This is a genomic window from Solibacillus sp. FSL W8-0474 (genome assembly GCF_038004065.1).
Taxonomy (GTDB): Bacteria; Bacillota; Bacilli; order Bacillales_A; family Planococcaceae; genus Solibacillus; species Solibacillus faecavium.
In genome coordinates this window covers 1,292,082-1,317,251 of sequence record NZ_JBBOQJ010000001.1, presented here as the reverse complement: position 1 = coordinate 1,317,251, position 25,170 = coordinate 1,292,082, and the positions used below count along the sequence as shown (strand labels likewise).

At 35.5% G+C, this 25,170-nt stretch carries 26 protein-coding genes and 1 riboswitch; of the genes, 10 read left to right on the top strand and 16 right to left on the bottom strand.

What is annotated here, in order from left to right:
- Positions 1-8 precede the first annotated feature (8 nt).
- The 4 genes from NYE67_RS06420 (at position 9) to NYE67_RS06405 (ending at position 2,215) form a co-directional block, all read left to right on the top strand.
- The gene (locus NYE67_RS06420; protein ID WP_340727418.1) at positions 9-290 is read left to right on the top strand and encodes an excalibur calcium-binding domain-containing protein; all 282 of its coding nucleotides are present in this window, start codon (positions 9-11) and stop codon (positions 288-290) included.
- 16 nt (positions 291-306) lie between these two features.
- Complete coding sequence (locus NYE67_RS06415; RefSeq protein WP_340729509.1) at positions 307-1,005, top strand: glycerophosphodiester phosphodiesterase; 699 nt, start codon at positions 307-309, stop codon at positions 1,003-1,005.
- 227 nt (positions 1,006-1,232) lie between these two features.
- Positions 1,233-1,412 (top strand): hypothetical protein, encoded by a 180-nt coding sequence (locus NYE67_RS06410; RefSeq protein WP_191698198.1) that lies wholly within the window; start codon positions 1,233-1,235, stop codon positions 1,410-1,412.
- Positions 1,413-1,951: 539 nt separating this feature from the next.
- Positions 1,952-2,215 (top strand): hypothetical protein, encoded by a 264-nt coding sequence (locus tag NYE67_RS06405; RefSeq protein ID WP_340727416.1) that lies wholly within the window; start codon positions 1,952-1,954, stop codon positions 2,213-2,215.
- 95 nt (positions 2,216-2,310) lie between these two features.
- Here the strand turns inward: NYE67_RS06405 and NYE67_RS06400 are convergent, their stop codons facing one another.
- Both NYE67_RS06400 and NYE67_RS06395 read right to left on the bottom strand, forming a co-directional pair.
- Entirely contained in the window at positions 2,311-2,511 is a 201-nt protein-coding gene (locus NYE67_RS06400) for a cold-shock protein (protein WP_191698200.1), read from the bottom strand.
- Between the two features lie 368 nt (positions 2,512-2,879).
- Positions 2,880-3,293, bottom strand: a complete 414-nt coding sequence (locus tag NYE67_RS06395; RefSeq protein ID WP_340727415.1) for a MarR family winged helix-turn-helix transcriptional regulator — start codon at positions 3,291-3,293, stop codon at positions 2,880-2,882.
- A 167-nt stretch (positions 3,294-3,460) separates the two neighbouring features.
- Here NYE67_RS06395 and NYE67_RS06390 point away from each other — a divergent pair, with 167 nt between their 5' ends.
- Together NYE67_RS06390 and NYE67_RS06385 are read left to right on the top strand one after the other, a co-directional pair.
- Positions 3,461-3,964 carry a CarD family transcriptional regulator gene (locus NYE67_RS06390; RefSeq protein ID WP_340727414.1) on the top strand — a complete coding sequence of 168 codons (504 nt, stop codon included), beginning with the start codon at positions 3,461-3,463 and terminating at the stop codon, positions 3,962-3,964.
- 219 nt (positions 3,965-4,183) lie between these two features.
- Positions 4,184-4,693: a DUF3231 family protein gene (locus NYE67_RS06385; RefSeq protein ID WP_340727413.1), complete on the top strand. Its 510-nt coding sequence runs from the start codon at positions 4,184-4,186 to the stop codon at positions 4,691-4,693.
- Positions 4,694-4,817: 124 nt separating this feature from the next.
- On the opposite strand, the gene NYE67_RS06380 is transcribed toward NYE67_RS06385, so the two are convergent.
- Genes NYE67_RS06380 through NYE67_RS06370 form a run of 3 tightly spaced genes read right to left on the bottom strand, consistent with a single transcriptional unit; the run spans position 4,818 to position 8,077 of the window.
- The gene (locus NYE67_RS06380; RefSeq protein WP_340727412.1) at positions 4,818-5,729 is read right to left on the bottom strand and encodes an ABC transporter ATP-binding protein; all 912 of its coding nucleotides are present in this window, start codon (positions 5,727-5,729) and stop codon (positions 4,818-4,820) included.
- Positions 5,730-5,739: 10 nt separating this feature from the next.
- Positions 5,740-6,951, bottom strand: coding sequence for an ABC transporter permease (locus NYE67_RS06375; RefSeq protein ID WP_340727411.1), 1,212 nt, complete (start codon positions 6,949-6,951; stop codon positions 5,740-5,742).
- Between the two features lie 10 nt (positions 6,952-6,961).
- Positions 6,962-8,077 (bottom strand): ABC transporter, encoded by a 1,116-nt coding sequence (locus NYE67_RS06370; protein ID WP_340727410.1) that lies wholly within the window; start codon positions 8,075-8,077, stop codon positions 6,962-6,964.
- 388 nt (positions 8,078-8,465) lie between these two features.
- Here NYE67_RS06370 and NYE67_RS06365 point away from each other — a divergent pair, with 388 nt between their 5' ends.
- On the top strand, positions 8,466-8,633 hold the full coding sequence (locus NYE67_RS06365; protein ID WP_339215701.1) for a hypothetical protein: 168 nt from the start codon (positions 8,466-8,468) through the stop codon (positions 8,631-8,633).
- Positions 8,634-9,389: 756 nt separating this feature from the next.
- Positions 9,390-9,767: a hypothetical protein gene (locus tag NYE67_RS06360; RefSeq protein WP_339215699.1), complete on the top strand. Its 378-nt coding sequence runs from the start codon at positions 9,390-9,392 to the stop codon at positions 9,765-9,767.
- 188 nt (positions 9,768-9,955) lie between these two features.
- On the opposite strand, the gene NYE67_RS06355 is transcribed toward NYE67_RS06360, so the two are convergent.
- The gene (locus tag NYE67_RS06355) at positions 9,956-11,263 is read right to left on the bottom strand and encodes a sensor histidine kinase (RefSeq protein WP_340727408.1); all 1,308 of its coding nucleotides are present in this window, start codon (positions 11,261-11,263) and stop codon (positions 9,956-9,958) included.
- A 321-nt stretch (positions 11,264-11,584) separates the two neighbouring features.
- Here NYE67_RS06355 and NYE67_RS06350 point away from each other — a divergent pair, with 321 nt between their 5' ends.
- Positions 11,585-11,749, top strand: coding sequence for an aspartyl-phosphate phosphatase Spo0E family protein (locus NYE67_RS06350; protein ID WP_340727407.1), 165 nt, complete (start codon positions 11,585-11,587; stop codon positions 11,747-11,749).
- A gap of 357 nt (positions 11,750-12,106) precedes the next feature.
- On the opposite strand, the gene glnA is transcribed toward NYE67_RS06350, so the two are convergent.
- Both glnA and NYE67_RS06340 read right to left on the bottom strand, forming a co-directional pair.
- Positions 12,107-13,465: a type I glutamate--ammonia ligase gene (glnA, locus tag NYE67_RS06345; RefSeq protein ID WP_339216859.1), complete on the bottom strand. Its 1,359-nt coding sequence runs from the start codon at positions 13,463-13,465 to the stop codon at positions 12,107-12,109.
- 36 nt (positions 13,466-13,501) lie between these two features.
- Entirely contained in the window at positions 13,502-13,888 is a 387-nt protein-coding gene (locus NYE67_RS06340; protein WP_340729508.1) for a MerR family transcriptional regulator, read from the bottom strand.
- A gap of 331 nt (positions 13,889-14,219) precedes the next feature.
- Here NYE67_RS06340 and NYE67_RS06335 point away from each other — a divergent pair, with 331 nt between their 5' ends.
- On the top strand, positions 14,220-15,083 hold the full coding sequence (locus tag NYE67_RS06335; RefSeq protein ID WP_191698210.1) for a YitT family protein: 864 nt from the start codon (positions 14,220-14,222) through the stop codon (positions 15,081-15,083).
- Between the two features lie 64 nt (positions 15,084-15,147).
- Here the strand turns inward: NYE67_RS06335 and brnQ are convergent, their stop codons facing one another.
- The 8 genes from brnQ to NYE67_RS06295 form a co-directional block, all read right to left on the bottom strand.
- Complete coding sequence (gene brnQ, locus NYE67_RS06330) at positions 15,148-16,506, bottom strand: branched-chain amino acid transport system II carrier protein (RefSeq protein ID WP_340729507.1); 1,359 nt, start codon at positions 16,504-16,506, stop codon at positions 15,148-15,150.
- 223 nt (positions 16,507-16,729) lie between these two features.
- Positions 16,730-17,305 (bottom strand): ECF transporter S component, encoded by a 576-nt coding sequence (locus NYE67_RS06325; RefSeq protein WP_225231051.1) that lies wholly within the window; start codon positions 17,303-17,305, stop codon positions 16,730-16,732.
- A gap of 242 nt (positions 17,306-17,547) precedes the next feature.
- Positions 17,548-17,721: riboswitch (FMN riboswitch) on the bottom strand.
- 108 nt (positions 17,722-17,829) lie between these two features.
- Positions 17,830-19,047 carry a hypothetical protein gene (locus NYE67_RS06320; RefSeq protein WP_340727400.1) on the bottom strand — a complete coding sequence of 406 codons (1,218 nt, stop codon included), beginning with the start codon at positions 19,045-19,047 and terminating at the stop codon, positions 17,830-17,832.
- Entirely contained in the window at positions 19,044-19,577 is a 534-nt protein-coding gene (gene sigX / locus NYE67_RS06315; RefSeq protein WP_340727399.1) for an RNA polymerase sigma factor SigX, read from the bottom strand. Before sigX ends, NYE67_RS06320 begins: the two co-directional genes overlap by 4 nt.
- A gap of 141 nt (positions 19,578-19,718) precedes the next feature.
- Complete coding sequence (locus tag NYE67_RS06310) at positions 19,719-21,494, bottom strand: ATP-binding protein (RefSeq protein WP_340729506.1); 1,776 nt, start codon at positions 21,492-21,494, stop codon at positions 19,719-19,721.
- Positions 21,487-22,203, bottom strand: coding sequence for a response regulator transcription factor (locus tag NYE67_RS06305; RefSeq protein ID WP_191698215.1), 717 nt, complete (start codon positions 22,201-22,203; stop codon positions 21,487-21,489). Before NYE67_RS06305 ends, NYE67_RS06310 begins: the two co-directional genes overlap by 8 nt.
- 124 nt (positions 22,204-22,327) lie before the next feature.
- Positions 22,328-23,512, bottom strand: coding sequence for a c-type cytochrome biogenesis protein CcsB (gene ccsB / locus NYE67_RS06300; RefSeq protein WP_340727397.1), 1,185 nt, complete (start codon positions 23,510-23,512; stop codon positions 22,328-22,330).
- Positions 23,509-25,167 carry a cytochrome c biogenesis protein ResB gene (locus tag NYE67_RS06295; protein WP_340727396.1) on the bottom strand — a complete coding sequence of 553 codons (1,659 nt, stop codon included), beginning with the start codon at positions 25,165-25,167 and terminating at the stop codon, positions 23,509-23,511. The genes ccsB and NYE67_RS06295 overlap by 4 nt, the downstream gene beginning before the upstream one ends.
- Positions 25,168-25,170: the final 3 nt, after the last annotated feature.

Below are 25,170 nucleotides of genomic sequence, written 5' to 3'. Positions count from 1 at the left end.
AATTTTCATTGAAAAAATTTATTTCAGTAATTTTACTAAGCGCTTTCGTTATTGGTCCCCTATCATTTTCCACAATTGAAGCCGAAGCAGCTACAAAAAGTAAAGTGAAGTTAGTCGAATACAAAAACTGTTCAGAACTAAATGTTGTTTATAAAGGCGGAGTTGCAAAAGCGGCAAATGTTAAGAATAAAGGCGGTAAAACAAAGCACCAACCGTTCGTCTCTGCTGAATTATATAAATTAAACATCAAAAGCGACCGAGATAAAGATGGCATTGCCTGTGAAAAATAGGAAGGTAGGTAAATAAATGAATATTGTTGCCCATCGCGGATACAGTGCAAATTATCCTGAAAATACGCTCATCGCTTTTCAAGAAGCAGCAAAATTAGACGTGTGGGGCGTGGAGTTTGATGTCCATTTAACGAAAGACGATCAATTAGTTGTGATTCACGATGAAAAAATCAATCGCACGTCCAATGGCAAAGGTTTTGTAAAAGATATGACATTGCAGGAACTTCGTACTTTTGATTTTGGTGCTTCGTTTGCTCCTGAATTTGCAGGCCAAACAATTCCTACCCTTACTGAAGTGTTAGATGTATTCAAGCCTACACATCACATTATTAATATCGAGATAAAATCAGATATTTTTGAATATCCAGGTATTGAGGCACTTATCGCAAACGAGATTCATGCTTTTGATTTAGAAAAACGTATAATCATCTCTTCGTTCAACCATGAAAGCATTGCACGTTTCCAACAAATTATGCCTAACGTCAAAACCGCGCTGCTATTTGCATCGCTCGTAGTAAATCTGGAAGAATATGTGAAGAATTTTAACAGTGAAGCCATTCATATCCCCTACTACTATGGCATGCGGTCAATTATACAGCGAGCTATTAAAAACGGTGTTATTGTAAGAGCCTATACAGTCAATGATGACAAAATAGCCCGTCAGATGCAGGCCTTGGGGGTTAAGGCAGTGTTCTCCGATGTAGTAAAAATATAAAATAATGAAAAGTCTGTTTCAAATGATGTGTTTTGAAGCAGACTTTTCATTTGTAATATTTTGATTATTTTTAGAAAAACGCTTTCAAAGAGCTAATATAGGTTAAGTTCATTTTATCGTCAAATTATTAACAAATCCCCGCATTTTTTAATCATTTCCTTTGAGGTCAGACGTCTATTTGCTGTATATTTAGAGTAACAACTAACACCGATTCGGAGATGAAATATATGAATACAGAAATTTTAACATTTGTTGAAAAGATGGAAGCAGCCGTACTGAACGATTTAGTCACTACAGACACTTCTGATTTATATGAAATTGCAGTCGAAATGATTGCTGAGCACAAAGAGGCTTACTTAAATATTTGCCAGGCATATGAGGTTGTTAAGCACAACTTGCTTGGATAAGTACACACCAACAAAGTCATTCACATAGCGGTTCCCCTCCGCAATATAAAAAACGCCCATTTTTCAATATTGAAATGGGCGTTTCAGATTGTCGACAAAAGGTCTCGAGAAACCTTTTGTCTTTTTATTATAAATTTTAATTAGGTGCTTAGCAGGAACAAGTTGTTCACGCTCATTAATTTGAATTGATTTCTAGTCATCGTAGATATCGTATCTCACTTTATTTAAAGCGATGAATAAGTTGATTGGAATGGAGGGACCGTGACTCCACCGGGAACAGCACGCGCGGAAGATCCACTGAATTGTGCCTGCCGTTGTAGGTACAATTTAGTTAGCTGGAGCCGTGCCCGGGGAAAGCATCGGTCCCGGAATGGAAATCAACGGTTTTAAGAGTTTGTCCACAGTCTCAAACGCCCATTTTTCACATTGAAATGGGCGTTTTTTCTTGATATCTTTTATATGCGGGTAGTTTTCCTTACCGTAAATCATTCATACACTATAAATAAAAAAAAGAGGTGATATTAATTAAATCAATTTTAGTGATTGTTAATATTATTTTAAGCGGTATTGTGGCATTAATTATTGCTTGGTTTTTTGCAGACGGGGCATTGGGTGATGGTAATTCTTTTACACCGGAATTTTTTCTTATCTTACCGATCTGGTTTATTGGGGTACTATTGAGATTAAAAATGACATCCAATGGGAAATCGGAAAATACCTCTTACTTCCATCTACTTTTTAATAATCTTTTACTGTGGGTAACAATACCGATTGGCTATTTCTGCTCACTTCTTTTTGTATAAAATAGGAAGACACCTACATGATGAAAATTTTTTAGAGACGAAAAAAAGAGGTCTCCTACTGAAAGGAAACCTCTTCTATGGTTACATCATTAAAATTAAAGTTTTACGATGTTTGTAGCTTGTGGGCCACGTTGACCGTCTTCAACTGAAAATTCAACTTTTTGACCTTCTTCAAGTGATTTGAAACCTTCACCTTGAATAGCTGAGAAATGTGCGAATACGTCAGAACCGCCTTCAACTTCGATAAAGCCGAAACCTTTTTCTGCGTTAAACCATTTTACTGTACCTTGTGTCATAATAAATGACCTCCATTTAATTAAATTTAATAAGATCGCAATTTTCCCAAAAGAAAAAAATTCACATATTACAAAAAGCACAAAATAAAACACTAATACTCTTTGTAATAGGTGAATTTATTATTGTCTTGTAACCAATCTCATTACACTGAGTATACAATAAAAAAACTCATCTGTCTATTACAAAGTTTAAATTCACTTCCCTTTAATAATTTATTTTAATGCTTTATTACGGCATACCGTAATTCTGGCCAATAAGCTCAAATATAATTAAGTTGAGCTTTCTTTATTAAATAAAATCAAAAAAGTCGCATATCTCACCTTTTCAGGGAGATACACAACTTCTATATTAAACGCCGTAATATATGCTAATTTTTTACGAGTGGCTTTTTAAGCATCTCCAACAGCATTTCATATTCCTTGTCCCCTATTGTTTCCCTTACCATCTTTTCAATTTCTAACTCCATCTTTTTGCTCCTATTAATAATATCTATCCCTTCTACCGTTAAATAAGAGACTTTTTGAACTTTCGATTCTTTTTTTAATTCGGTAGTAATCAATCCCTTATCTTGAAGAGAAATTATGAATTTATGAACCCCCTGTTTAGAAATTTCCAACTGTTTTACTAACTCAGGAACTGTTACATATCCTTCATTTATATTTTTAAGAACAAACCATTCCGAGCTTGTTAAACGAAGTTCATTGTTTTCATTCCACATTATTTCTGCCCGCTGGCGTAACTGTTTATGTTGTCGATATAATAATTCAATAAAATCAATCATTCAAATATCCTTCTTTCTATCTACCTATTTATTAAATACCATGAAGCATCATACTAAAGGAAAAACATTTATTCAAGTTACAACACCGAGCGCTTAAGTCAACTAAGTTGACTTAAATGCTTAATTACTTTAGAATTAAAATTATAACTATCTTTGGAGGCGTATGAATGTATAAAATTGGTGACTTAACTAATTATAAATCGCATGGTATTTGTCGGATCGACGGCATTATGGAACAAAATTTCACAGGAAAACCTATGCTTTACTATGTTATGAAATCAAAAATTAAACCAGGCGTCACTTTATATCATCCTGTCGAAAGCAATAACTCACAACTTGAGAAACTTTTAAGTCATCGAGAAGCAATGGAAATTATGAATTGTTTTTCGAATGAACCTACCGAATGGAATGACCGTAATACGAATCGTCAAAGAAATCACGCAATCATTTTAAATACAAGTAATCATCTTGAAGCTGCCCAACTAATGAACACGCTCCTACGCAAAGATATTGAATTACAAAAAAATGAAAAGAAAATAACTTCCCAAGATTCTCAAATTTTACAGCAAATTTCAATATTTATTTTGGATGTATTAGAACTTGCTTTAAAGCAGCCAAAAGATATGATCGAGAAGGAAATATACAAAAGAGTTCACGGAGTGCCAGCTTAAATAAAGTTGGTTTTTACATATTGTAAAATAAATTAGTTTAAAAATAATTATTTATGTACGCCAGCTCCCGCCTATGTGAGCTGGCTTTTTCTTTCTAATGATTTTTGATATATCTTCTTTGGCACTTCATTTCTTTAATTACATATGAATTGAATTTCTTTTATTGTCTCATACTACCGGTGTTATGAAATTCACCTAATTTTGAAAGGAAGTGTTATTGTGGGTATATTTACCGGCAATCCAAAAGATGAACCTTTACATTATGGAGAGGTTTTCAGCATTTGGACTAGTTTAGCTACAGGTTACGGAATGATTGCGGGATATCAAACTTTCTATAATCACGCAGGTGACCAAGATCTGAAAAAAATTATTGAGGATTTTATTCAATGCGCTAGAGATGAAGTGAAGCAACTGGAAAAAATCCTTAAAACAAATGGTGTTGCCCTTCCACCAGCTCCACCAGAACGTCCTGAAGCAAGAATCGAAAATATTCCACCTGGCGCAAGATTTAATGATCCGGAAATTAGTGCAGCCTTATCAATGGATGCCGCTGCCGGTTTAGTAAGCTGCAGTCAAGTAATGGGTATGGCGATGAGAGAAGATATTGGCTTACTGTTTGCTCAATTCCATACAGCTAAAGCACAACTTGGAGCTAAGCTATTACGCCTAAATAAAGAAAAAGGCTGGCTAGTCCTTCCACCATTACATTTACACCATCCCCTTCATTAATAAAATGACCAATATACTACAGAAGTATGTTCGAATTAAATAGCGGAGTATTGGATTTTCGTTATATACCTATTTTATTTCGAAAAAAAGCCTTCGTCGCATTGTAATGACGAAGGCTTTTCCTTTATACAACTTCGTGATAATAAAGTGCGTATAAATCATTTAATGTCACTTTACCAAATGCAAAGTCCATTACATTATTCTCAACTAAAAAAGCAGTTAAATCACTTAATAGTTGCTGTTCCGAACTTGGAAGATGTAGCAAAGTCATTTCCGTAACCAATGTTTGATGCTTTATCAATGGATACTTTGTTTTCAGCAGTGCTTTAACAGAATCATCCATATTTTTCACACGGATCGTTTTAATTTTTGCCTGACTAAACCCTTCAATAATTTCATTCGTATTGACGAGCTTACCTTCATTAAATAAGAAAATCCGGTCCGCATACTTTTCTAGGTTATCTAATAAATGTGAAGCAATAATAATCATTTTTCCCTCGGCTTTTTTCTTCAATAAAATCTTCGAAATAATTTCCACGTTGTTTGGATCCAGGCCGTTCATTACTTCATCCATCATCATAATGTCTGTATTCGCAACAATTTGCATAGCAAAACATAACCTCTGACGCATTCCGAGTGAGTAAGTCCCTGTTTTTTTATTCACATAATGCCCCATATTCAATGCTTCTATTGTTTGATCAATTAGATTTGGATCCGACTTCCACATCGCAGCGTACATTTTCAAATGTGTTCGTCCGCTTAAATGATTGTACAAGTCGCTTTGATCCGGCATCATGGACACAAACTGATGAATTTTTACTTCGTTTGATTTACTTGAATAAGTTAAATTACCGTTAAAGAGTACTTTTCCTTTTGTTGGCTGCAAATAGTTCATAATGACATTCATTAGCGTCGACTTCCCTGTTCCGTTTGGTGCAACAAGGCCGATCATTTCTCCTTGATTAAACTTTATCTCAATGTCATTTAACACTGTACGTGTTCCAAATTGCACCGTTATGTTTTGAATATCAATCATGTTACCCCTCCTATTTAATCAATCTAAAGCGCTTCGATAGTGAAATAAGTAATGTTAAAACAAGGATAATGGCTGCACTCGCTAACAATAATTTCAAGCCGAGCATGTCGTGTAATCCTTCACTTGTAAAATAGAAATTTTGATATTTCGATACAATATTACCTACCTGGACATACGATAATGGGAAATATTCGACATTCCAGAAATAGCCGACACCACGACTTGCGTAAAAGCGATCACCAAAAATAAGTAAACCTCCCACCAACAAATTAAACATTTCTTGGCGAAATATAATACTGCATAATAGTACTGCTGAAACTATTACTACCATCCAAGTTGCTAATAATAAGAAGCAGCGGAATAAAAATATCCCCATAGACATATGGACAAATTTACCTTGCTCATTTGCAATCAATTCAAAGCCATAAACAGGAACGGGTAAATCAAGGTTCCCAAAGCCAAATTGGAAGCCAACAATCAACAGACCAACAATAATCGGAATCCATAGAAACACACTGCCTATTAACCCAACAGATACCTTTACCAATAGCCGCTTCCAGTCTGCAATTGGAAAACCCCTTAAAATAGATGGATGACGACGATCCTTCGTTACGATATCAATTGTCAGTAATAGCGTGGCAATTAATAGGATGTATGGTAAAGGTCCCTTCAATAAGCGTTCTAATGTTTGAAGTGCAGTTCGTTGTTCAAAAATTTCAATCGTTAAATCGTACCATACACGTTTATATGTATCATAACGCTGAAATTGTTCAAAGTAGGCATAGTAAGCTTCCTCTTCAGCAAATCGTCTGTCTTCCATATAAAAGCGTGGGTTGTATGCAAGTAATTCGTTACGATAAGTATAGACATTGGTGTAATAGTACCAATCACTCGTTTCATCTGCATAATTACGTAAGTCCCCTTCATCAAGAGCTTGTAGACGTCGCTCATCATAAGGATTCAGGAAACCAAACATACTGACAGCGTATCTAACAGATTCATGATAATCATATAAACTTTTACCAAACATCGAGTCTAAAAACTCCGCACGAGTTAAATACCTCGCCTCAATTTCATCATAGTCTACCTTTTCTATCGGGTCATAAGCCGGCGCAAGTTTAAACGCATAAAAGAGAGCTGCAAATGTCAGTAAAGCGAACACCGCAATATTTTTCTTGCTCGTAAAAAATTGCTTCAATTCAAAAACAAAATATCCCCGCATATCTTCCCCCCTACGCTCGATTTATTTTTCCAGTGGAGAAGAAGCGCTGTATAATAAGCAGCATCAACACAATACAAATGACCATAAGGATAAGTCCTTGATTCATCGTAATCGTTGTTGACTTTTCTAAATCAACTGGAACACCAGCTAAAATTTCATTAAAGCTCATAAAATTGAACGGATTATATGGAAACAGACTAATCAGTGATGGGAATAAAATCGGTAAAAAGAACAAAATAAAGTGAACAAATAAAGTTAAATACATGTTTTTAAGGAGTACATTCAAAATAATCGACAGTAGCATGACAAAAATTGATATGACAATCATGTACAATACAGCTCGTCCAATATAGGAAATACTAGATACAAGAGTCGGCTCACCTAAAAACACACGAACAGGTTCCGTAATATCTCCAAAGCCATTTCTCAAACTTACCAACGAACATATAAAGATGAGTGCAATAAACGCGAGCACATACCCAAATGCAATGATACATTTCGAGAGGATGTACTGGTCAAATCGCACCGGATAACCCTTCACTAAACTTGTGTGTTCAAAATCATCCAACAAAATTGAGCTCGTGTAAAAGCTAATAAAAATATACCAACCAAAGCCTGCAATACTAAAGAAATAAAGTAGGAACGGTATGTAATATGATAAATCACTGATTGTTTGTTTCTTGGAATCTACCATCTGTTTAAAATACATATAGTTCAATGTATTCTCTAGCTTAGTAGGCAATAAATCCGCTACTTTATCATAGTCCTCTAGCTCAAATGCCTCTTTTCGAAGCTCTGCTGTAGTCATTGAAGCCTCATAATACAACGGATAATTATCCATTGTTAATGCCGCTATTTGTAAGGCAATCGACCTGTTTTGCTTCGTCAAATTTTTAAAAAGATCACTACCATCCCCATCTTCCGAAGCATCCTTTACCTGAAACTTTGACAGTGCTGCGCGACCATTATAAAAATCACTTTTCTTTTCATCTAGCTGCTGCCCAACCTCTTGTGCCTTAATGAAAAACATCATACCAAACACGACAACTACAACAGCTAATAGCGCCACCAAGTTTTTACGATTCGTACGTTCAATCAACAATCCAACTTTTAACGCTCGTAGCATGAATGCAACACCATCCTTTAACTTTCATTTTCTGGAAAATTAAGTATCTTATATTAGAATAGTCTAATTATTCAGCATTTACAACACCAAAAGTTCTAAAACTGTAGCAAAATGCCCCTTAAATGCTAGACAAAACAAACATGTAAGAGGCATTTTTTTGGCCAAATAAGCATATAAGGTATAAGGTATAAGTTACCAGTAAATCTACATTAACAAGACGGCACAAGGTATACATTTTATTCAATAAATTTGACCATGGTGAAATAGCGCTATTTTTATGTTTTTTTGCCTATTCCCACAATTTGGTCCTTAAAAATTTATAAAAATGCTTTTAAACTTTTATTTTTTTGGGAACAACAATAATAGAAACATTAAAGGAGTTTTTTAAATGAACATTTCAAAAATTTTAGGTACTAAGTACGCTAATTTAGAAACAGCCAAAGTATTTGTTAAGCCTGGGCAAGTAATCGTTACATATGATGAAAAAACATTTTATATTGTAAAAAAAGACGTGTATAATCAAGTTCTCTCTCAGTTAGATTACTCTGCTGCTTAATACTTGAAGAACATTAACCAGCCCCCCTCTGACAAATATTATTGTACAGATTAAAGGGCTGGTCTAAATCCAAGCTACGGGTGCAACCGTAGCTTTTTTCTATTTCGAAATATTTTAGCTTTATCTATAATTTTTTATTAATTAAGCCAAGTGCATCAAATGTTTCTATAATAGAATCAATTAATAAATCTCTTGGAACATCTATTATCCCTTTTATAACCTTCAAGCTAACTATATGAGTTCACTTTCTTTGACTTCGCATTGTTCCCTACTCCATTAAGCGCATTGATTCCTAAACTTATGCTCGAAACTTTCATTATTTAGATTGTAATAGAGGGATGGTTCTTCGCTTTCAAAATTGATTAAACAAAGTACCTCCGACTCAACTTCCACGTTACCTCTTTCTATTCTGCCTAATTTATCAATCTCTTTTTTTGGAATATTTATCTTCTCTGGATAATTTCAGAATGCACAGAAATTTTTGTTCTTCAATAATTCAACATTTTATACATATTTAACGTTTGATATTTAGTCATTGGTTTTTCTCCTTTTAATACATCTTCAACTTAAGTTTATTTAGTCACGCTTCTAATAAAATATGTGCCTAGATTATTTCAAGTAGCTATTTAACTAGCTAATAGGCATATCTCCCTTGAATAATTCATAGTTACCTAAGATATTAGTCCACAGCCTTTTCTAACTAAAGCATAATCTAGGAACGTAAGACAAAATAAATTCGAAAGGAGATGATTATTTATGGCAATTAGTGGAAACTCAAATCAGAACACTGAAGATACTATAGAATTAAACCAATCTCAAAATCAAGGCTTATTAATTCAAAATTCTCATACTGTTGACGTAACTCAAACAGAAGTACAAGGTCTTGTGGTAGTTCAAGCTGCCCTACAAGCTGCTATCGAAGCGGCCATTGTAGTATTAGGCTCGAATGAAAATGCTGATGTAAGCAATCTTCAAAGAATAGCTCAAAATTTAGAAGTTAATCAAACCGAATCACAAAGCGTAACAATTATTGACTCTGATTCAATAACTGTAAGACAAACCGAAGTTCAAATTGACGTAGTCGTTCAGGCAGCCATCCAATTACTAGCTCAGTTAGCTTTAAGAGTCGCTTAAAAAGGAATCTACTCCCTTAATTTTCACAATACCGATTAATTAAAAGAGCTATCCTAGAAATTTTTGGGGATAGCTCTTACATATTTATTGATTGGCAACAATTCCCCTACTGAAAAAGCACAATTCTTTTTCAAGAATCGTGCCCTTTAATGGAATAACTATAACGTCATTTGAAAACCTTTTACTATTTACTTAATAGGAATTTTCACAATCGCTATTGTCTCTTTTTCGCTTATTGTATCAAGTGTAATCGTTCCATTGTATTTATTAATTGTTTCTTTAACAATAAACAAACCTTGTCCTCTAACTCTCCCTTTCTCTACTTTTTTTGTTGAATAGCCTTGTTTAAAAATTTGATTTTTATCCGGTAGCTTTCGCCCAACATTCGTAATCGAGAACGTATAATATAACTCGTCTGCTTTACAGCTAACTGTAATTTTACGTTGTTCCTCTGGCAACTCCATTGTCGCTTCAATCGCATTATCAATTATGTTCGATAATATATTGATTAAATCAATCGTTTTTATGTTATCAAATGGATTATCATCAACGGTTATCTGTATATCAATTTGTTGATTTTGACATGTTAGTTTTTTTGTTTGCAGTAATATCGCTAAACCTGGGTGATCAAGATTCAATTTAATGGATTCAATTGTCTGTATGTCTTTAGACAAAGAATCGACATACTTTGTCGCTTGATCTACCTCACCTATATGCAGAAAGCCATGTAAAACCTGGATATGGTTAATATAATCGTGCCTTAATGATGAGACAGAAGCAATTAACGTTTTAATTTCCTTTTGATACGTATCCTCCGTAGTTCCAACTTCTTTTTGATACCACTTTTGTAAAAGTAAGAAAGAAATAATAACAATAATAACAAAAAGTCCACTGAGTACTAATAGAAAAATATTACTATTAATAACTGTTTCTTTAATCCCGTCAAGTGTCTCCGTACTAATATCAATGCCAAGGTAGCTAATGATTTCCCCATTTTCATTCATAACAGGAGTCCCAACTGTTATATAATGATGATCATATTTCGTATCTTCTAGGATCCCTGTTACAAATTGCCTTCCTTCCTCATACGCTAATTTTACTTGGGCTTCCGGTACTGTACAAGCTTCACCTATTAGAAAATCATTTGGATTATCCTTGTTTTCAGGATAACCTACAATTAATGCTTTCGATGTAGTAGGATTGTCTATTTCCATAGTATAGACGTATAATACACCTAGTTTTTCTCGAGCATCATTCAAATAATGTCGTATTGTCCAGTAATCTTCATCACGATTCCGTTCTTTTAAAAATCGCTCATACGTTTCCAGGTCAATCGCCTTTGCAATGGATTTGGCAGCTTCAAGATTTTGGTTAGCAATCGCCTCTTCCACTGTATCTTCAATCTTTATATAGGAAGTATACATACTTATTCCAATAAAGAATATGACTAATACGATAGATAACACTATTATTAGCTTTAATTTAAAACGTTTCATATTAAAACAATCTTCCTTACTATTAAATACATATTTTGTTGTAAATTAAGGAGCACAAAACAGTATAAATGTTCTAAATCCTTTTGTCCAAAAAAAACTGTATTAGATTATTACATTTACTATGTTAGATGTTAAACAACGCTCTAAAAGTTTAGACATCATATCTATTTTTAGCTAAAATAAAAAAGCCTATAACCCAAAAGTATAATAATTTATAAAATTTTACTTAATATTACTTTTATTATTGTTTTCAAATCTTCTAGGATAGAAAAGTCGTTGTTTTTGTAAAGTATTATTAAATAAAGAGAAAGGAACTTTTGCATGAGGTTTTTATCACTAAGAACAATATTGAAACTAAAAATCGAATTAAAGAGAAAAAATTTGTATAAAAAAGCTAACGATTTAGGATTCACACACCCAGAAGTAGTAAATTGTAGTCGAGAATTAGATAAATTACTTAATAAATACTCTAATATTCCTGCATAAATAAAGGTAACTAGTTGTTAAACCTAAACTATCCCATGTAATGCATTCCTTGACTAAACTATGCAAGGTAAAAAGACCCACACCTTTTTTACAGGTTTTGGGCTTTAATTTATACGTTTAATTTGATTCTATTTTACGTTTCTGAAATATTCAATCCAGGAGCTTATTACGAAAAGGGACGCTTATAATAGTTATTACCATTTGCCTTGTTATATCTATAGTAAACTAAAAATTTTTGAATGCAGAAAATACCCTTCATAATTTTGATGAATACATGGAAAAATTGGGGCAATAAAAAAGTTTGTGGACAGTTAAAATGAAAAAAGCGTTGGAGCCTATAGCCCCAACGCTTTTTTCTTAGTACATCTTCATATATTGGTCGCGTTCCCACTGGTGCACAGATGTGCGGAACATATCGAACTCTACTTCCTTCGCCTCTTTGAAATTAGCGTAAATATGCTCGCCTAAAGCGTTAATAATTACTTCATCTTTAGCTAAAGTTGCTAATGCTGCATCTAAAGAACCTGGTAAGCTATCAATGCCGTTTGCTGCACGCTCCTCTGCATTCATTACATATATGTTGCGGTCTACTGGTGCTGGTGGCTCGATTTCATTTTTCACACCATCTAAACCTGCTGCTAAAATTACTGCCATTGCTAAGTATGGGTTTGCTGATGGATCTACTGAGCGTAGTTCAATACGAGTTGATAGACCACGAGATTCTGGAATACGTACTAATGGTGAACGGTTTTTCGGTGACCATGCCACATAACAAGGTGCTTCATATCCAGGAACTAAACGTTTGTATGAGTTTACTGTTGGATTAGTTACTGCTGTGAAACCTTGAACATGCTTTAATACACCCGCTAAGAAATGTTTAGCCGTTTTTGATAACTGTAGGTCTGCCCCTTCATCCCAGAACGCGTTTTTGTCGCCTTGGAATAACGATAAGTTGAAGTGCATCCCTGAACCGTTCACACCAAATAATGGTTTTGGCATAAATGTTGCATGTAAACCATGTTTACGTGCAATTGTTTTTACGACTAATTTGAACGTTTGGATGTTATCACATGCTTCAATTGCGTTAGCATATTTAAAGTCGATTTCGTGCTGACCAGGAGCTACCTCATGGTGAGATGCTTCTACTTCAAAGCCCATTTCTTCAAGCTCCAGTACAATATCACGGCGGCAGTTTTCACCTAAGTCAGTTGGCGCTAAGTCGAAATAACCCCCGTCATCATTAAGTTCTAATGTTGGATTGCCTTTTTCATCTAATTTAAACAAGAAGAATTCTGGTTCTGGCCCTAAGTTAAAGCCTGTGAAACCAAGCTCTTCCATTTCTTTTAACATACGTTTTAAGTTTGAACGGGGATCTCCCTCAAAAGGTGAGCCATCTGGTCGTGCGATGTCGCAAATCAAACGTGCTACTTTACCTTTTTCAGCCGTCCAAGGGAAAATCATGAATGTATCTAAATCAGGACGTAAATACATGTCAGATTCTTCTATGCGAACGAATCCTTCAATTGAAGATCCATCAAACATCATTTTATTATCTAAAGCTTTATCTAATTGACTTACTGGAATTTCAACATTTTTAATTGTACCTAAAATATCCGTAAATTGTAGACGGATGAATTTCACATTTTTGTCAGCCACAATTTTTTTGATACTCTCTTTAGTTGCTTTGCCCGCTTTATTAATAACTGTATTTGTCATCATTCAACACTCCCCAAATTATGTTTTTATCTTTTTTTAGAATTGAAAGAAACGCGATAAGTCACCTTGTCGTAGCGAAGTTTTTTGCATACGCTGAGCTTGTTGCATTTCTTCACGAAGTATTGCCCTAAGTTCTGTATCGGACATTCGTACAATGTCAGTATTCGTAACATATTCCTTCGTCCGCATGGCAAATACCTTTTTTATACCTGCCATATTAATACCCTGGTCAAGTAACTCTCTTATCTCTAATAGGGCATCAATATCATCTAAAGAAAACATTCTCCTATTTCCTTCTGATCTGGCAGGGACGATTAGTTCATGTTCTTCATAGTAACGGATTTGTCTTGCCGTTAAGTCGGTTAGTTGCATAACCATGCTAATCGGCAATAACGGCATCGCTCTTCGAAATTCTCGACTCATCCTATCGCCTCCCTTTCTTGATTTAACTTTAAATCAATGTAAGGTACTTTGTCAATTCAATGTTATAAAAACTAACATACAAATATTAGAACGTTTTAATCGCATAATTCGAACGATTTTAACGTCTTTATATACATGGCATGTTAGATTTATAAACAAATAAGGAATTCTGGTACAGAAAGTTCGCTACAGGATACTTTTCAAATTAATTACGCCACTATTTACATAATTTACTCTTTTTTTAATTAAACTTATTGTTATTGTTAACTTCAAACGTCATGTTGGTTACATTCATGTATAATACTAAGCATGAGGATCGAGGAGGAAGTTTATGTCAAAGTCTAAACCAAATATTGCAAAGTCCATCGGGCAAAAAATTATAGTTATTTTAGGTGGTTTTATCGCCGCTTACGGATTGGAAGCCGTTTTAATTCCAAATAATGTATCGGATGGCGGGATTACCGGAATTAGTATCGTCATCTCACAAACAACTCCATTAACATTGGGGATGCTAATTGCATTACTCAATATCCCTTTTATTTATCTTGGGTATAAACAAATTGGAAAAAGTTTTGCGATCAATTCAGTTATCGGTATCGCCTCTTTGGCAATCGGGACTTCACTTATGCATCATGTTCCAACAATAATAGAAGGTGATGCACTGTTAATTACCGTTGTCGGTGGTATTATTTTAGGTATTGGTATGGGTCTAGCACTTCGTAATGGTGGTGCATTGGATGGAATTGATATGCTAGCTGTACTGCTATCAAGAAAGCTGCCATTCGGAACAAGCGATTTAATTTTATTTTTGAACTTCTTCGTATTTATCATCGTTTCATTTGTATTCGGTTTTAAAGGAGCATTATTATCTGCAATCGCATACTACATTGCATCAAAAGTAATTATTATCGTTGAAGAAGGATTAAGCGGTTCGAAAACTTATAAAATTATTACAAGCGAGCCAAACGAAATGGTCGAAACAATTCGCGATCGTTTAGGCCGAAGCGCTACTTTCAATACAGTGTATGGCGCATACTCAAACCAGGAGTTTAGAGAAATCACTTGTGTCATTAACCGTATGGAAGAAAGTAAAATAAAGGCCATCATTCGTGAGGTCGATCCTAAAGCTTTCGTTACTGTTTATGAAGTAGTCGAAGTAAGTGGCGGGACATTCCAAAAGCGAAACATCCATTAATATAGATAAGTAAAAGGATGAATTAAAAGCATATGCTTTCAATTCATCCTTTTTTTGATTCATGTTATTGATTACCTACAGCATTACTTTTGTCGGTACCCGGAATGCATAAACCAATCACTACCCCAATAACTGCAGGTACGATCCATCCCAACCCTATCGAATAGAACGGCAAATAATGTGCATAAATTTCAGAAATTGTTGTTAAAGCATTCATTTCAAATGCTGGGACATTATTGATCAATGCATTATAGCCATCGATAACACTAATAAAGAATGTAAATAAAATAGCTGTCGCAAAAACTGATTGTTTATAACCAAACAACGGTCCGAAAAGCGCTAAAATAATTAAGACAATTGCCAAAGGATATAAGAACATTAACACCGGTACTGCATATGTAATTATATTTGTTAATCCGACATTTGCTATCACAAACGATACAATACATAACAATACAACAAATGCTTTATAGCTCACTTTTGGAAATACTTCATGGAAAAATTCGCTACATGACGTAATCAGCCCAATACTTGTTTTGAGGCAGGCAAGTACAATAATAATAGCTAATAAAACCGCTCCGTACGAGCCAAAGTAATAATCTGCTACAGCTGCAAAAATTTGACCGCCATTCTCATAAGTTCCTATCGCCGTTACACTCGATGAACCCATATAAGTAATGAGACCGTAAATTAGCATCATAAGAGCCATTGCAAAGATACCTGATTTCCAAGTCGCTTTTGCAATTTCCTTTTTATCGGTAATACCCGTTCGTTTAATGGCATGTATCACAACAATACCGAATGCTAGTGAAGCAAGTGCATCCATCGTATTGTAACCTTCTTTAAACCCTGTCATAAACGCTTCATTTATATATGCCCCAGCAGGCTCGACAAAATTACCCATCGGCGAAAATAAACTAATTCCGATTAATACAAACAGAAAAACTAAAAATGCCGGCGTTAAATATTTGCCGATAATATCCATAATTTTCGCTGGATTTAATGAAAAGTAAAATACGATAGCAAAAAATACAAAACTAAACACTGCAAGCCATAATGTGATTTGTGATGGATCGATAAAAGGTTCGAAACCAACTACAAAAGGTACCGTAGCAGTACGCGGAATGGCAAAAAACGGTCCAATCGTTAAATACAATGCCAATGCAAATAGCAAACCAAATACCGGGTGTACTTTACTTGCTAAATCACGCAATCCATTGCTTCCAGATAAACCAATTGCAAGAATACCTAAAAACGGCAACCCTATTGCCGTTATTAGAAAACCAATTAATGCAAGCCAATAATTCGTACCTGCTAATTGTCCCATTTGAATCGGGAAGATTAAATTTCCCGCACCAAAAAACATACCGAACAGCATTGTGCCAATAACTGCGTATGTTGAAAATGGTATTTTTTTCTCCATCGTCATCTCTCCTAAAGAAGTCATATCATGTTGGTCTTTTGACGAAATAGCCCGATTTTTCACAACAATGTACATTATGATAACAGTGAATTACTTTGAATTCAATAGCAATAATTATTTCCATATAACTTTAGACACATAGCCTAACAATCTATCAACAAATAGAAAGGAGTTATGTCATAAAATCAACTGTTCATGACATAACTCCTCGCTGTATATTAAGTTAAGCTAAATATTGTCTGCGCTGTTGTTCAATCCATACACGCATTGAACGGTAAATCATCGTCACGACAACTAGCATCATAATTCCTTTAACAATATTAAATGGTAAAATACCCAATACTATTGTTTCATACATATCATATTCAAAGCCTAGTAGATACGTATACATCGGCAGGAACGCTACGTAGTTTAATATAGCCATTCCCAACGACATTACTACTGTTGAAACGACTAAGCCTGAAATCAACCCTTTTGCGGAAGGGAATTTTTTATAAATATAGTAAGCTGGTAAAATGAATAATACGCCTGTTGCAAAGTTTGCCATGTGACCAACCGGAATTCCTTCTGGCGCCCCTGTATAAATCCAATCAAGTACATTCTTTACCAATTCAACAAGAATGCCCGCGACAGGTCCCATTGTAATCGCCGCTATTAATGCAGGTACATCACTAAAATCAATCTGCAAAAATACAGGAAACCAAGGTAATGGGAAGTTCAGTAACATTAAAATGAACGAAATCCCACTTAGCATTGCGATAGTTACAAATGATCGTAACTTCAAAGTTCTCTTTTGCATAGAAATCTCTCCTCTTTGCTGATTCCATCTCGCAAGAAGAAAGGACGTATCAAATCATTCATGAAAAAACCCTTATGCAAAAAAGAGCATAAGGGAGAAATAGGCACACTTAAATAAAGTCTACTCATACATTTGTAGTGACTTCCCTTAAATTTATGTATACGAAAGATATTTCGCTCATAATTAAGGAAATTATTAATGGTACTACAAAGCACGACATTTTCATAAAATGACGACCGTACCTTCACCTTCTCCCATCCAGACTATACTGTCGGCTTTGGAATCACACCAAATCCTGCACACAAAAGTGGCTCGCGGGCTCGAAAAGTTTTCTGTAACGTCCTCCAAGTTAATGGTCAGAGGTTACAACTTTAATTACCGCCGGTCGGGAATTACACCCTGCCCCGAAGATGAATCAATATGAAATTATGCAACAAAATACTTGTTACAATTTCTATTATATATATAAAAACGGAATTGTAAAGACCATTGCTTACAATTCCGAGTAAATTTATTTGAATTGTTTAAAAATTATAGAATAGGATATTTCCCGCAACTGGCTTCTCCAAAGGCTTCGTAAAGTCAAAACCACTCCAATTTTCTTGCACAATTTGTTCAAATTTAATTTGTTTATCGAAACTAGCAGCTGTTAATAATAACCCTTCGATCATACGCATCACTTGAGCGGGATCATATTGTTCTAAATCAAGCGCTTGGTCGAATGTTACTGTTACAATTTCCCCTTCATCTTCTACTGTCAACGAAACTCCAGGTAAAATGACTGTTCGATATATATCATTGGCTTCAGTTGTCATATTATTTATCGCATCCGTTACGTTTGGAAAGGTCATTCGGAAGTTAGGACTTAAATAAACTGCCCCATCCCTCATTTGATACATAAAATAATTATATTGTGTTTGTTCACTTTTCAATGGTATTGACTGCCCCATTTCGCCAACATGATCAAAATAAGCGATTTTTCCATTAGTATCTTCAATTTGTACTTCTTCATACGAATTGCCAAATGTATCTACAAGGGAACCGAAATAATTCGATAATGTAGCCGAACTTGTGTCATATCCGTGGTCCTCGGGTAATGTGTGAATAAGTTTATTTCCTTCTTCACGCAATTCGCCTTTTAACGGATGATACTCATTAAATCCAAGCATTTGCTCATCCAGCAATGGACTAAACGTTTTATAAAGCTCCAATGCTGTCGGTTTATCCGTGCCAAGCTTATCAACAACAACTTCATTAGGAATTAAAATACTCACAGGAACACTTTCTGCATCGTCCCCAGCAAGACCAATTTTGAATAATGTCACTCCTTCAAGCTGGCTTTCATAAATTAAAGTTTGTTGTCCTTGTGTATCCATTGAAAAGTTGGAAATTGTCGCGGATTCACTTTTTGAAGTTGCATCTCCAGCCCTACTCATTTTGGCACTTTCTTCCGATTCTGTAGTCGCCATATCAAATGTATTTTCCATAGAGATAGACTGATCATTTCCTAAAAACTGTGCACCAATCAAAACTATAATAAATAAGGAAGCGATAGATACTAGAAGCGGCGCCCAGCGAATCCCTTTTTGAGTAGGCTGTTGTATTTGAGGCGGCTCTTCACTAAATGCTCCTTCATCCTTTAAACGATTAAATATTTCATCCTTTGTCCGATGATCGGTTACTTTTGGGGCCTGTTTTAGAAGTTGCTCCAGGTTCTCCTCATCCCAACGCTCCTTTTTCATAATGAATTCGCCTCCTTTCCATCTTGAGCTTCCAATAACTGTCTTAAATTTTTTAATGCCCGGTGCTGCGTCGTTTTTACCTTACCTGGGGTCCATCCTAATATATCAGCCGTTTCCTGTATTGAAAGTTCCTGAAGATAGCGCATAATAATCACCATCTTCTGATCTCCCGAGCATCGTTCCAATGCTAGCAGTAATCGGCTTAGTTCATCGTTTAGTTCCATTGACTGTTCTGGTGAAGGGACAGAGCTTACAAGCTGCTCTGTTTCCCAATCAAATGCGGTAAATGCATGCTTATCCCGAACCTGTTTCTTTCTGAAATAGTCAATTGCCACATTTTTTGCAATTGAGAAAAGCCACGTTTTTTCAGAGCTTTTTCCTTCAAAGCGTTCATACGATTTCAGTACACGTACATACACTTCATGGGAAAGATCCTCCGCCGCTGTACGATTTTTTACTAAATAAAACAGAAAATTAAAAACATCCTGATGATACATATCGTATAATCGATGGAATATGGACTGTTGCACCCATCCCACCTCCGTTCTAATAATTTGTCGTTTTCAAACAGTAAAAGTTACAATACCCTGTAATATTATATGAATAGCTTGTTAAAAATAAAAGTTTATCACTTTGAGAACAAAATGATAAACTTTTCCTACTACAATTTCTTAAGTTAGTGGTAAATAAAATGTAAAGATTGTTCCTTGCTGTTCCACACTATCTACAGAAATCGTACCGTTATGTGCTTCTACTATATTTTTTGTTATTGCTAACCCTAAGCCTGTTCCACCTTTTGAACGCGTCCGTGCTTTATCCGCTTTATAAAAACGTTCAAATACGTATGGTAAGTCATCTTGTGGTATACCTTGGCCAGTGTCGCTCACTTGAACCTTAGCAAATTTCTGTTCATTTGTTATCGATACTGTAACTGAGCCTTCAGCCGGTGTATGACGGATTGCATTATCGATTAAATTCGTTAACACTTGCTCAATTCGGTCTTCATCAATCGGGATAAGCGCATCCTCCGAAAAGTCAGTTTCAAAAAGAAGATGTACATGATTTTCTTTAGCTGTCTGATCAAACTTATGCGTCATACGTTCGATTACCGACACTAATGGGACGTCATCTTTATAAAGACTCATATGACCTGACTCCATTCGTGCCAAATCCAATAAATCCGTAACGAGTCGGCTCATCCGTTGGGACTCATCATAAATAATGCGAATCATATCAGTGCGTTCCTCTTCTGTTGTGACAACACCATCTATAATAGCTTCTGAATAGCCTTGCAGCATCGCTATCGGTGTTCGCAACTCATGTGAAACATTGGCAATGAAATCCGATTTCAGCTTTTCTAGCTTTGTTTCCTCTGTTTTATCTCGTATAACAGCGACTGCACCACGAATTGAATCTCCGCTATAGAGCGGGCTGATTGTAATACTATAATAAGATTTCCCCATCTGTAGCTCTTCGTCAAGCTGATCTTCAAAACTCAGGACATGGTCAAGCATTTGATAGAGCTCTTCCGGAATCGGCCTCGAACTGTTTAAACCTTTTTCAACAAACCATTTTTGAAGCAAACGCTCCGCCGGGGGATTACTAACTAAAATTGTCTTATCACGATTAAAAGTAATTACGGAATCTGTCATCGATGTTAAAATACTGGATAATTGCTCTTTTTCCTGATTAATCACTTCCAAATGATGCTTTAATTGACGGCCCATTTGATTAAAGGCTACAGCCAGCTGACCAATTTCGTCATTCTGCTTTATTTCAATTTTAGAATCGAATCGACCCTTTGCCAATTCAAAAGCGTGTTCACGCATGTTACGTAATGGCAACGTTATTTTGGAAGAAAGGAAAAACGCAAAAATTGTCGTCAATATGAATGCAATGGCCGCTGCCAAAAAGACAATTTTCGTTGTTTCATTACTTGTCTGATTTAATGCGTCCGGGTTTTTGTAAATAAATACTGCCCCGTGTAACTCTTCGTCACTTTTTAACGGGAAGCCAAGAACGATATATTTCAAATTTTTATTTTCTTCAATGTTCGAAGGCAGGAGAAGCTCTTTAACAATCGGCTCATTTGATTCATAAACTTCCCCTAAATCCTCGTTCGAAATAATATTTTTCTGTATTTCCTCTTTATTCAATCCCTCTTGCATTGAATACAGTACTTCATTTGGATTTTTTGCAATGAGGACATTTGTCGTTTCCGTTAATAACTCGGAAATAATTGCGAATTGTTTATCATCCAATTCATCCTCATCAACAATACTGGCGATGGCTGCAGCAGTTTGTCTCAAGGAAATTTCAGACTGTTCATTATGATAGCTTTCAAGAAACTCCAGCATAAATACCGTGAAAATAAACAGGACAAATGAAACGAGAAGCAAAATGGTTACCCATAGCTTCCCGACAATACTTGTTGCTATTCTAATCATTTACGACCTCAAATTTATAGCCGACACCCCACACAGTTACAATCATTTTCGCCGCATTTTCAGAGACGCGGTTTAACTTTTCACGTAAACGTTTAACATGGGTATCCACCGTACGAAGGTCGCCAAAGAAATCGTAATGCCATACTTCTTTTAGCAGTTGTTCACGGTCAAATACTTTATCTGGTGCTTTCGCTAAAAAGTATAATAATTCATATTCTTTTGGTGTTAAATTCACTTCTGTACCATCCGCTGTTACACGGTGCGCATCGTGATCAATAGTTAAGTGTGGGAATACAACTAAATCCTTAGATGAAGAAGCATTCGCTACCGGTGAAAATACCGCTGATCGACGTAAAATAGCTTTTACACGCAGCACAACTTCGCGCGGACTGAATGGCTTAACAATATAGTCATCCGCTCCCAGTTCAAAACCTTGAACACGGTTTGCTTCTTCTCCTTTTGCTGTTAACAAAATAATCGGTGTTGTTTTCTTTTCACGCAGCTCAGCGCAAACTTCTAAACCGTCTTTTTCAGGCATCATAATATCCAGTAAAATACAATGATAATCTTTTTCTAGCGCCATTGAAAGTGCTTGTTCTCCGTTTTCTGCTTCTTCTACTGCGTAGCCTTCGCGTTCTAAATACATCTTTAATAAACGTCGAATGCGGTCTTCATCATCTACAATTAATACAGAAATATTTTCAGACACTGATGTTGCCCCTTTCAAAACTCTTCTCTTTCTCTACTCCATTGTACCTTTTATAAGTACAATTGAAAAGAAAAGCTCAATCAAAATGATTGAACTTTTATAACTTTATGATATTTTAATAAACTTATGCGTAAGAGTGTAAACCAGCAATTACTAAGTTCACGACAACTAAATTAAATAGAATGATTAGGAATCCTATTACAGTTAACCAGGCAGTTTTTTTACCTTCCCAACCTTTTGATAGGCGTAAATGTAAAAATGCTGCATAGAACAACCATGTAACAAGTGCCCAAACTTCTTTTGGATCCCAGCCCCAGAAACGTCCCCATGCTTTTTGCGCCCAAATCATTGCAAAAATCAGTGCTCCAAGCGTAAATATTGGGAATGCAATTAAAACTGTACGATATGCGATTTCATCCATCAATGTAGAGTTTACTCGCTTTACCAACGGCTGGAACATAGTTGCTACCTTTCTTCTAAAGATGAGACGGATCAAAATATAAATCACCGTACCAAATAGAATAGACCATACTACTGTTGTTAATTTTCGTGCATCAATTAGTGCAGGCAATTCTACTAATGGTGTCATGCGATCTTCTGTTAACTCTACATACTCATTCATACCAAAAATCGCCGGCATCATATATGTTGAAGTACTTACTTCATCCAAAGTATCGACATATTCATATTTCGCTTCATAATCCATGACATTGAATGTTACCGTTGCTGCCACGAAACCGACAATCAATACACAGCAGAACATAACAGTTTCAAGCCAAAAGCTCTCTTTTGAGCGTTCATTCATATTTACATTTTTCAGTAAATAAATCAAACCCGCTACCGCACTGATACCAAAAATAGACTGACCTATTGCTGCCGTAATTACATGAATTGTTAACCAATGACTTTGTAATGACGGTACTAACGGACTTACCTCAGTCGGGAACATTGAAGCATAGGCAATGATTAGGAGTGCGATTGGTAAAGCTACTACACCTAATGCCGACACTTTATACATAAAGAAAATGACAATGAACGATAAGATGATGAACATACCGAATGCTGTCGTAAATTCAAACATATTACTAACCGGTGCATGTCCTGTATAAATCCAACGTGTTATGAAATAACCTAATTGTGCAACAAAACCGATAATTGTAACGGTGATTGCTAATTTACCGTATTTGTCTGCTCGACTCGCTGCTGTATCATTTTTTTCTTTAATTGCCCCTCCAAATAGGAATGTGCCAAATAAATAACAAAAAAACGCAACATACAGTAAATAACCACTTAAATCTATTAAACTCATAAGGTTTTACCATCCTTTTCTGTTTCAACATGTTCACTATTTTCCGATTCCAGCTGATCTTCGTATTGTGGTAAATGGGCATGTTTCTTTAAGGCATCTAAATCCTTCTTCATACCAAACCAGTTTTTGTTTGTATGGGCTGCTAAACGAACTGTACCGTCTTCCAACTGTTCAATCCAAATACGACGGTGATTCCAATACGATCCGATTACTACACCGATCATAAAGATAATCGCTCCAACTATAAGTAGAGGAATTGTGCGGTCGTATCGGACCATTAAGCCCGACATGTGACGTGTTTCTACATTGGAAAACTTCATTTTATACATGTTGTTACCTTCAGGCTCTAATGTTTGCTGAATAGCTACAAAACTCGTTTCTCCTTCTGGTTTCTCAGGAGTACTCATTTTAAATATAAATGCCGGATTATTCGGTGTTTGTGTTGCAGTTTGCGGCACACCTTCCTTAAATCCAGAAAAATCAGGGTAGAAGCCCATTAATTCTACTTTAGCTCCGTTATCCAATAGGTATTCGTCTTGAGGGTTTGTTAAATCTATACTAACTTTCCCAAGTGATTCTTCAGTTTCTTTAAGTGTTAAATCAAATACCATTGTTTTAATTTCATTCAGCCTGAAGTCCATTTGATAAACTGCATAACCCTCATGCTTTAATGGATGATTCACTCGAATATTATATTGCTTTACTTCTTCTAAATCTTCAGCTTGTCCAGGAACAGCATTTTCCTTTTGTTTATATAATGTAACATCCGTTTGGTAATTTTTCGCGACAACGTTAATCCCTTGTTTAATCTGCTCACCTTGCGGATCATTATCGTATGTTTCTAATATAAATTGGTCATTTTTCAAAAAATAACCATCCATACCCGGAATTGCCCGTGTTTCTCCTTCACGTAACCAGATAGACTCATCTACGTAGAAGCCAGGAACTAAATGAAGCATAACTGCTATTATAAATATGATAAGTCCAACATGATTTATATAAGCGCCGTAGCGAGAAAAACGCCCACGCTCTGCCAATATCGCGTCATCTTCACGGCGGACATTATATTTTAGATTTTTTAAAGTTTGTTCTACAAGCTGTAATGTTTGGCCAGTATCCTCACCTGGTTTGCCTTCACTGTAGATGCGCTGACGCTTCATAAAGCTCGTATGTCTTTTCACTCGTTGATTCTTTAAAGACTTATGTAATGGAATACCACGGTCAATACTCGCTATAATAATGGAGACACCCAGCATTAATACTAGTATTTGGAACCAAAGGGAAGAATAGAGATCCGATAAACCTAACGCATAATATATTTCCCCAAACCAGCCATATACATCTGAATAGTATTTTTCCTTCTCTGCATCAGTCGCTACACTAACGTAAAACTCCTGCGGTAAAATCGTCCCGATAGAAGCTGCCACTAAATTTATTATGATAAGCGAAATACCGACCTTTACACTCGAGAAAAAATTCCAAATTTTATCAATAATCGATTTGTTGTAAGTTTTTGAACGAATGGCTGTCCCTTCGTACCGCATGTCTGCAATTTTTTTGCTTTTTTCCTCTATTGTTAAAGGAGATCCACATTTTTGACAGAGATTAGTACCTTCAGGATTTTCATGCCCGCATTCACAAAGTATTATATTCATTGC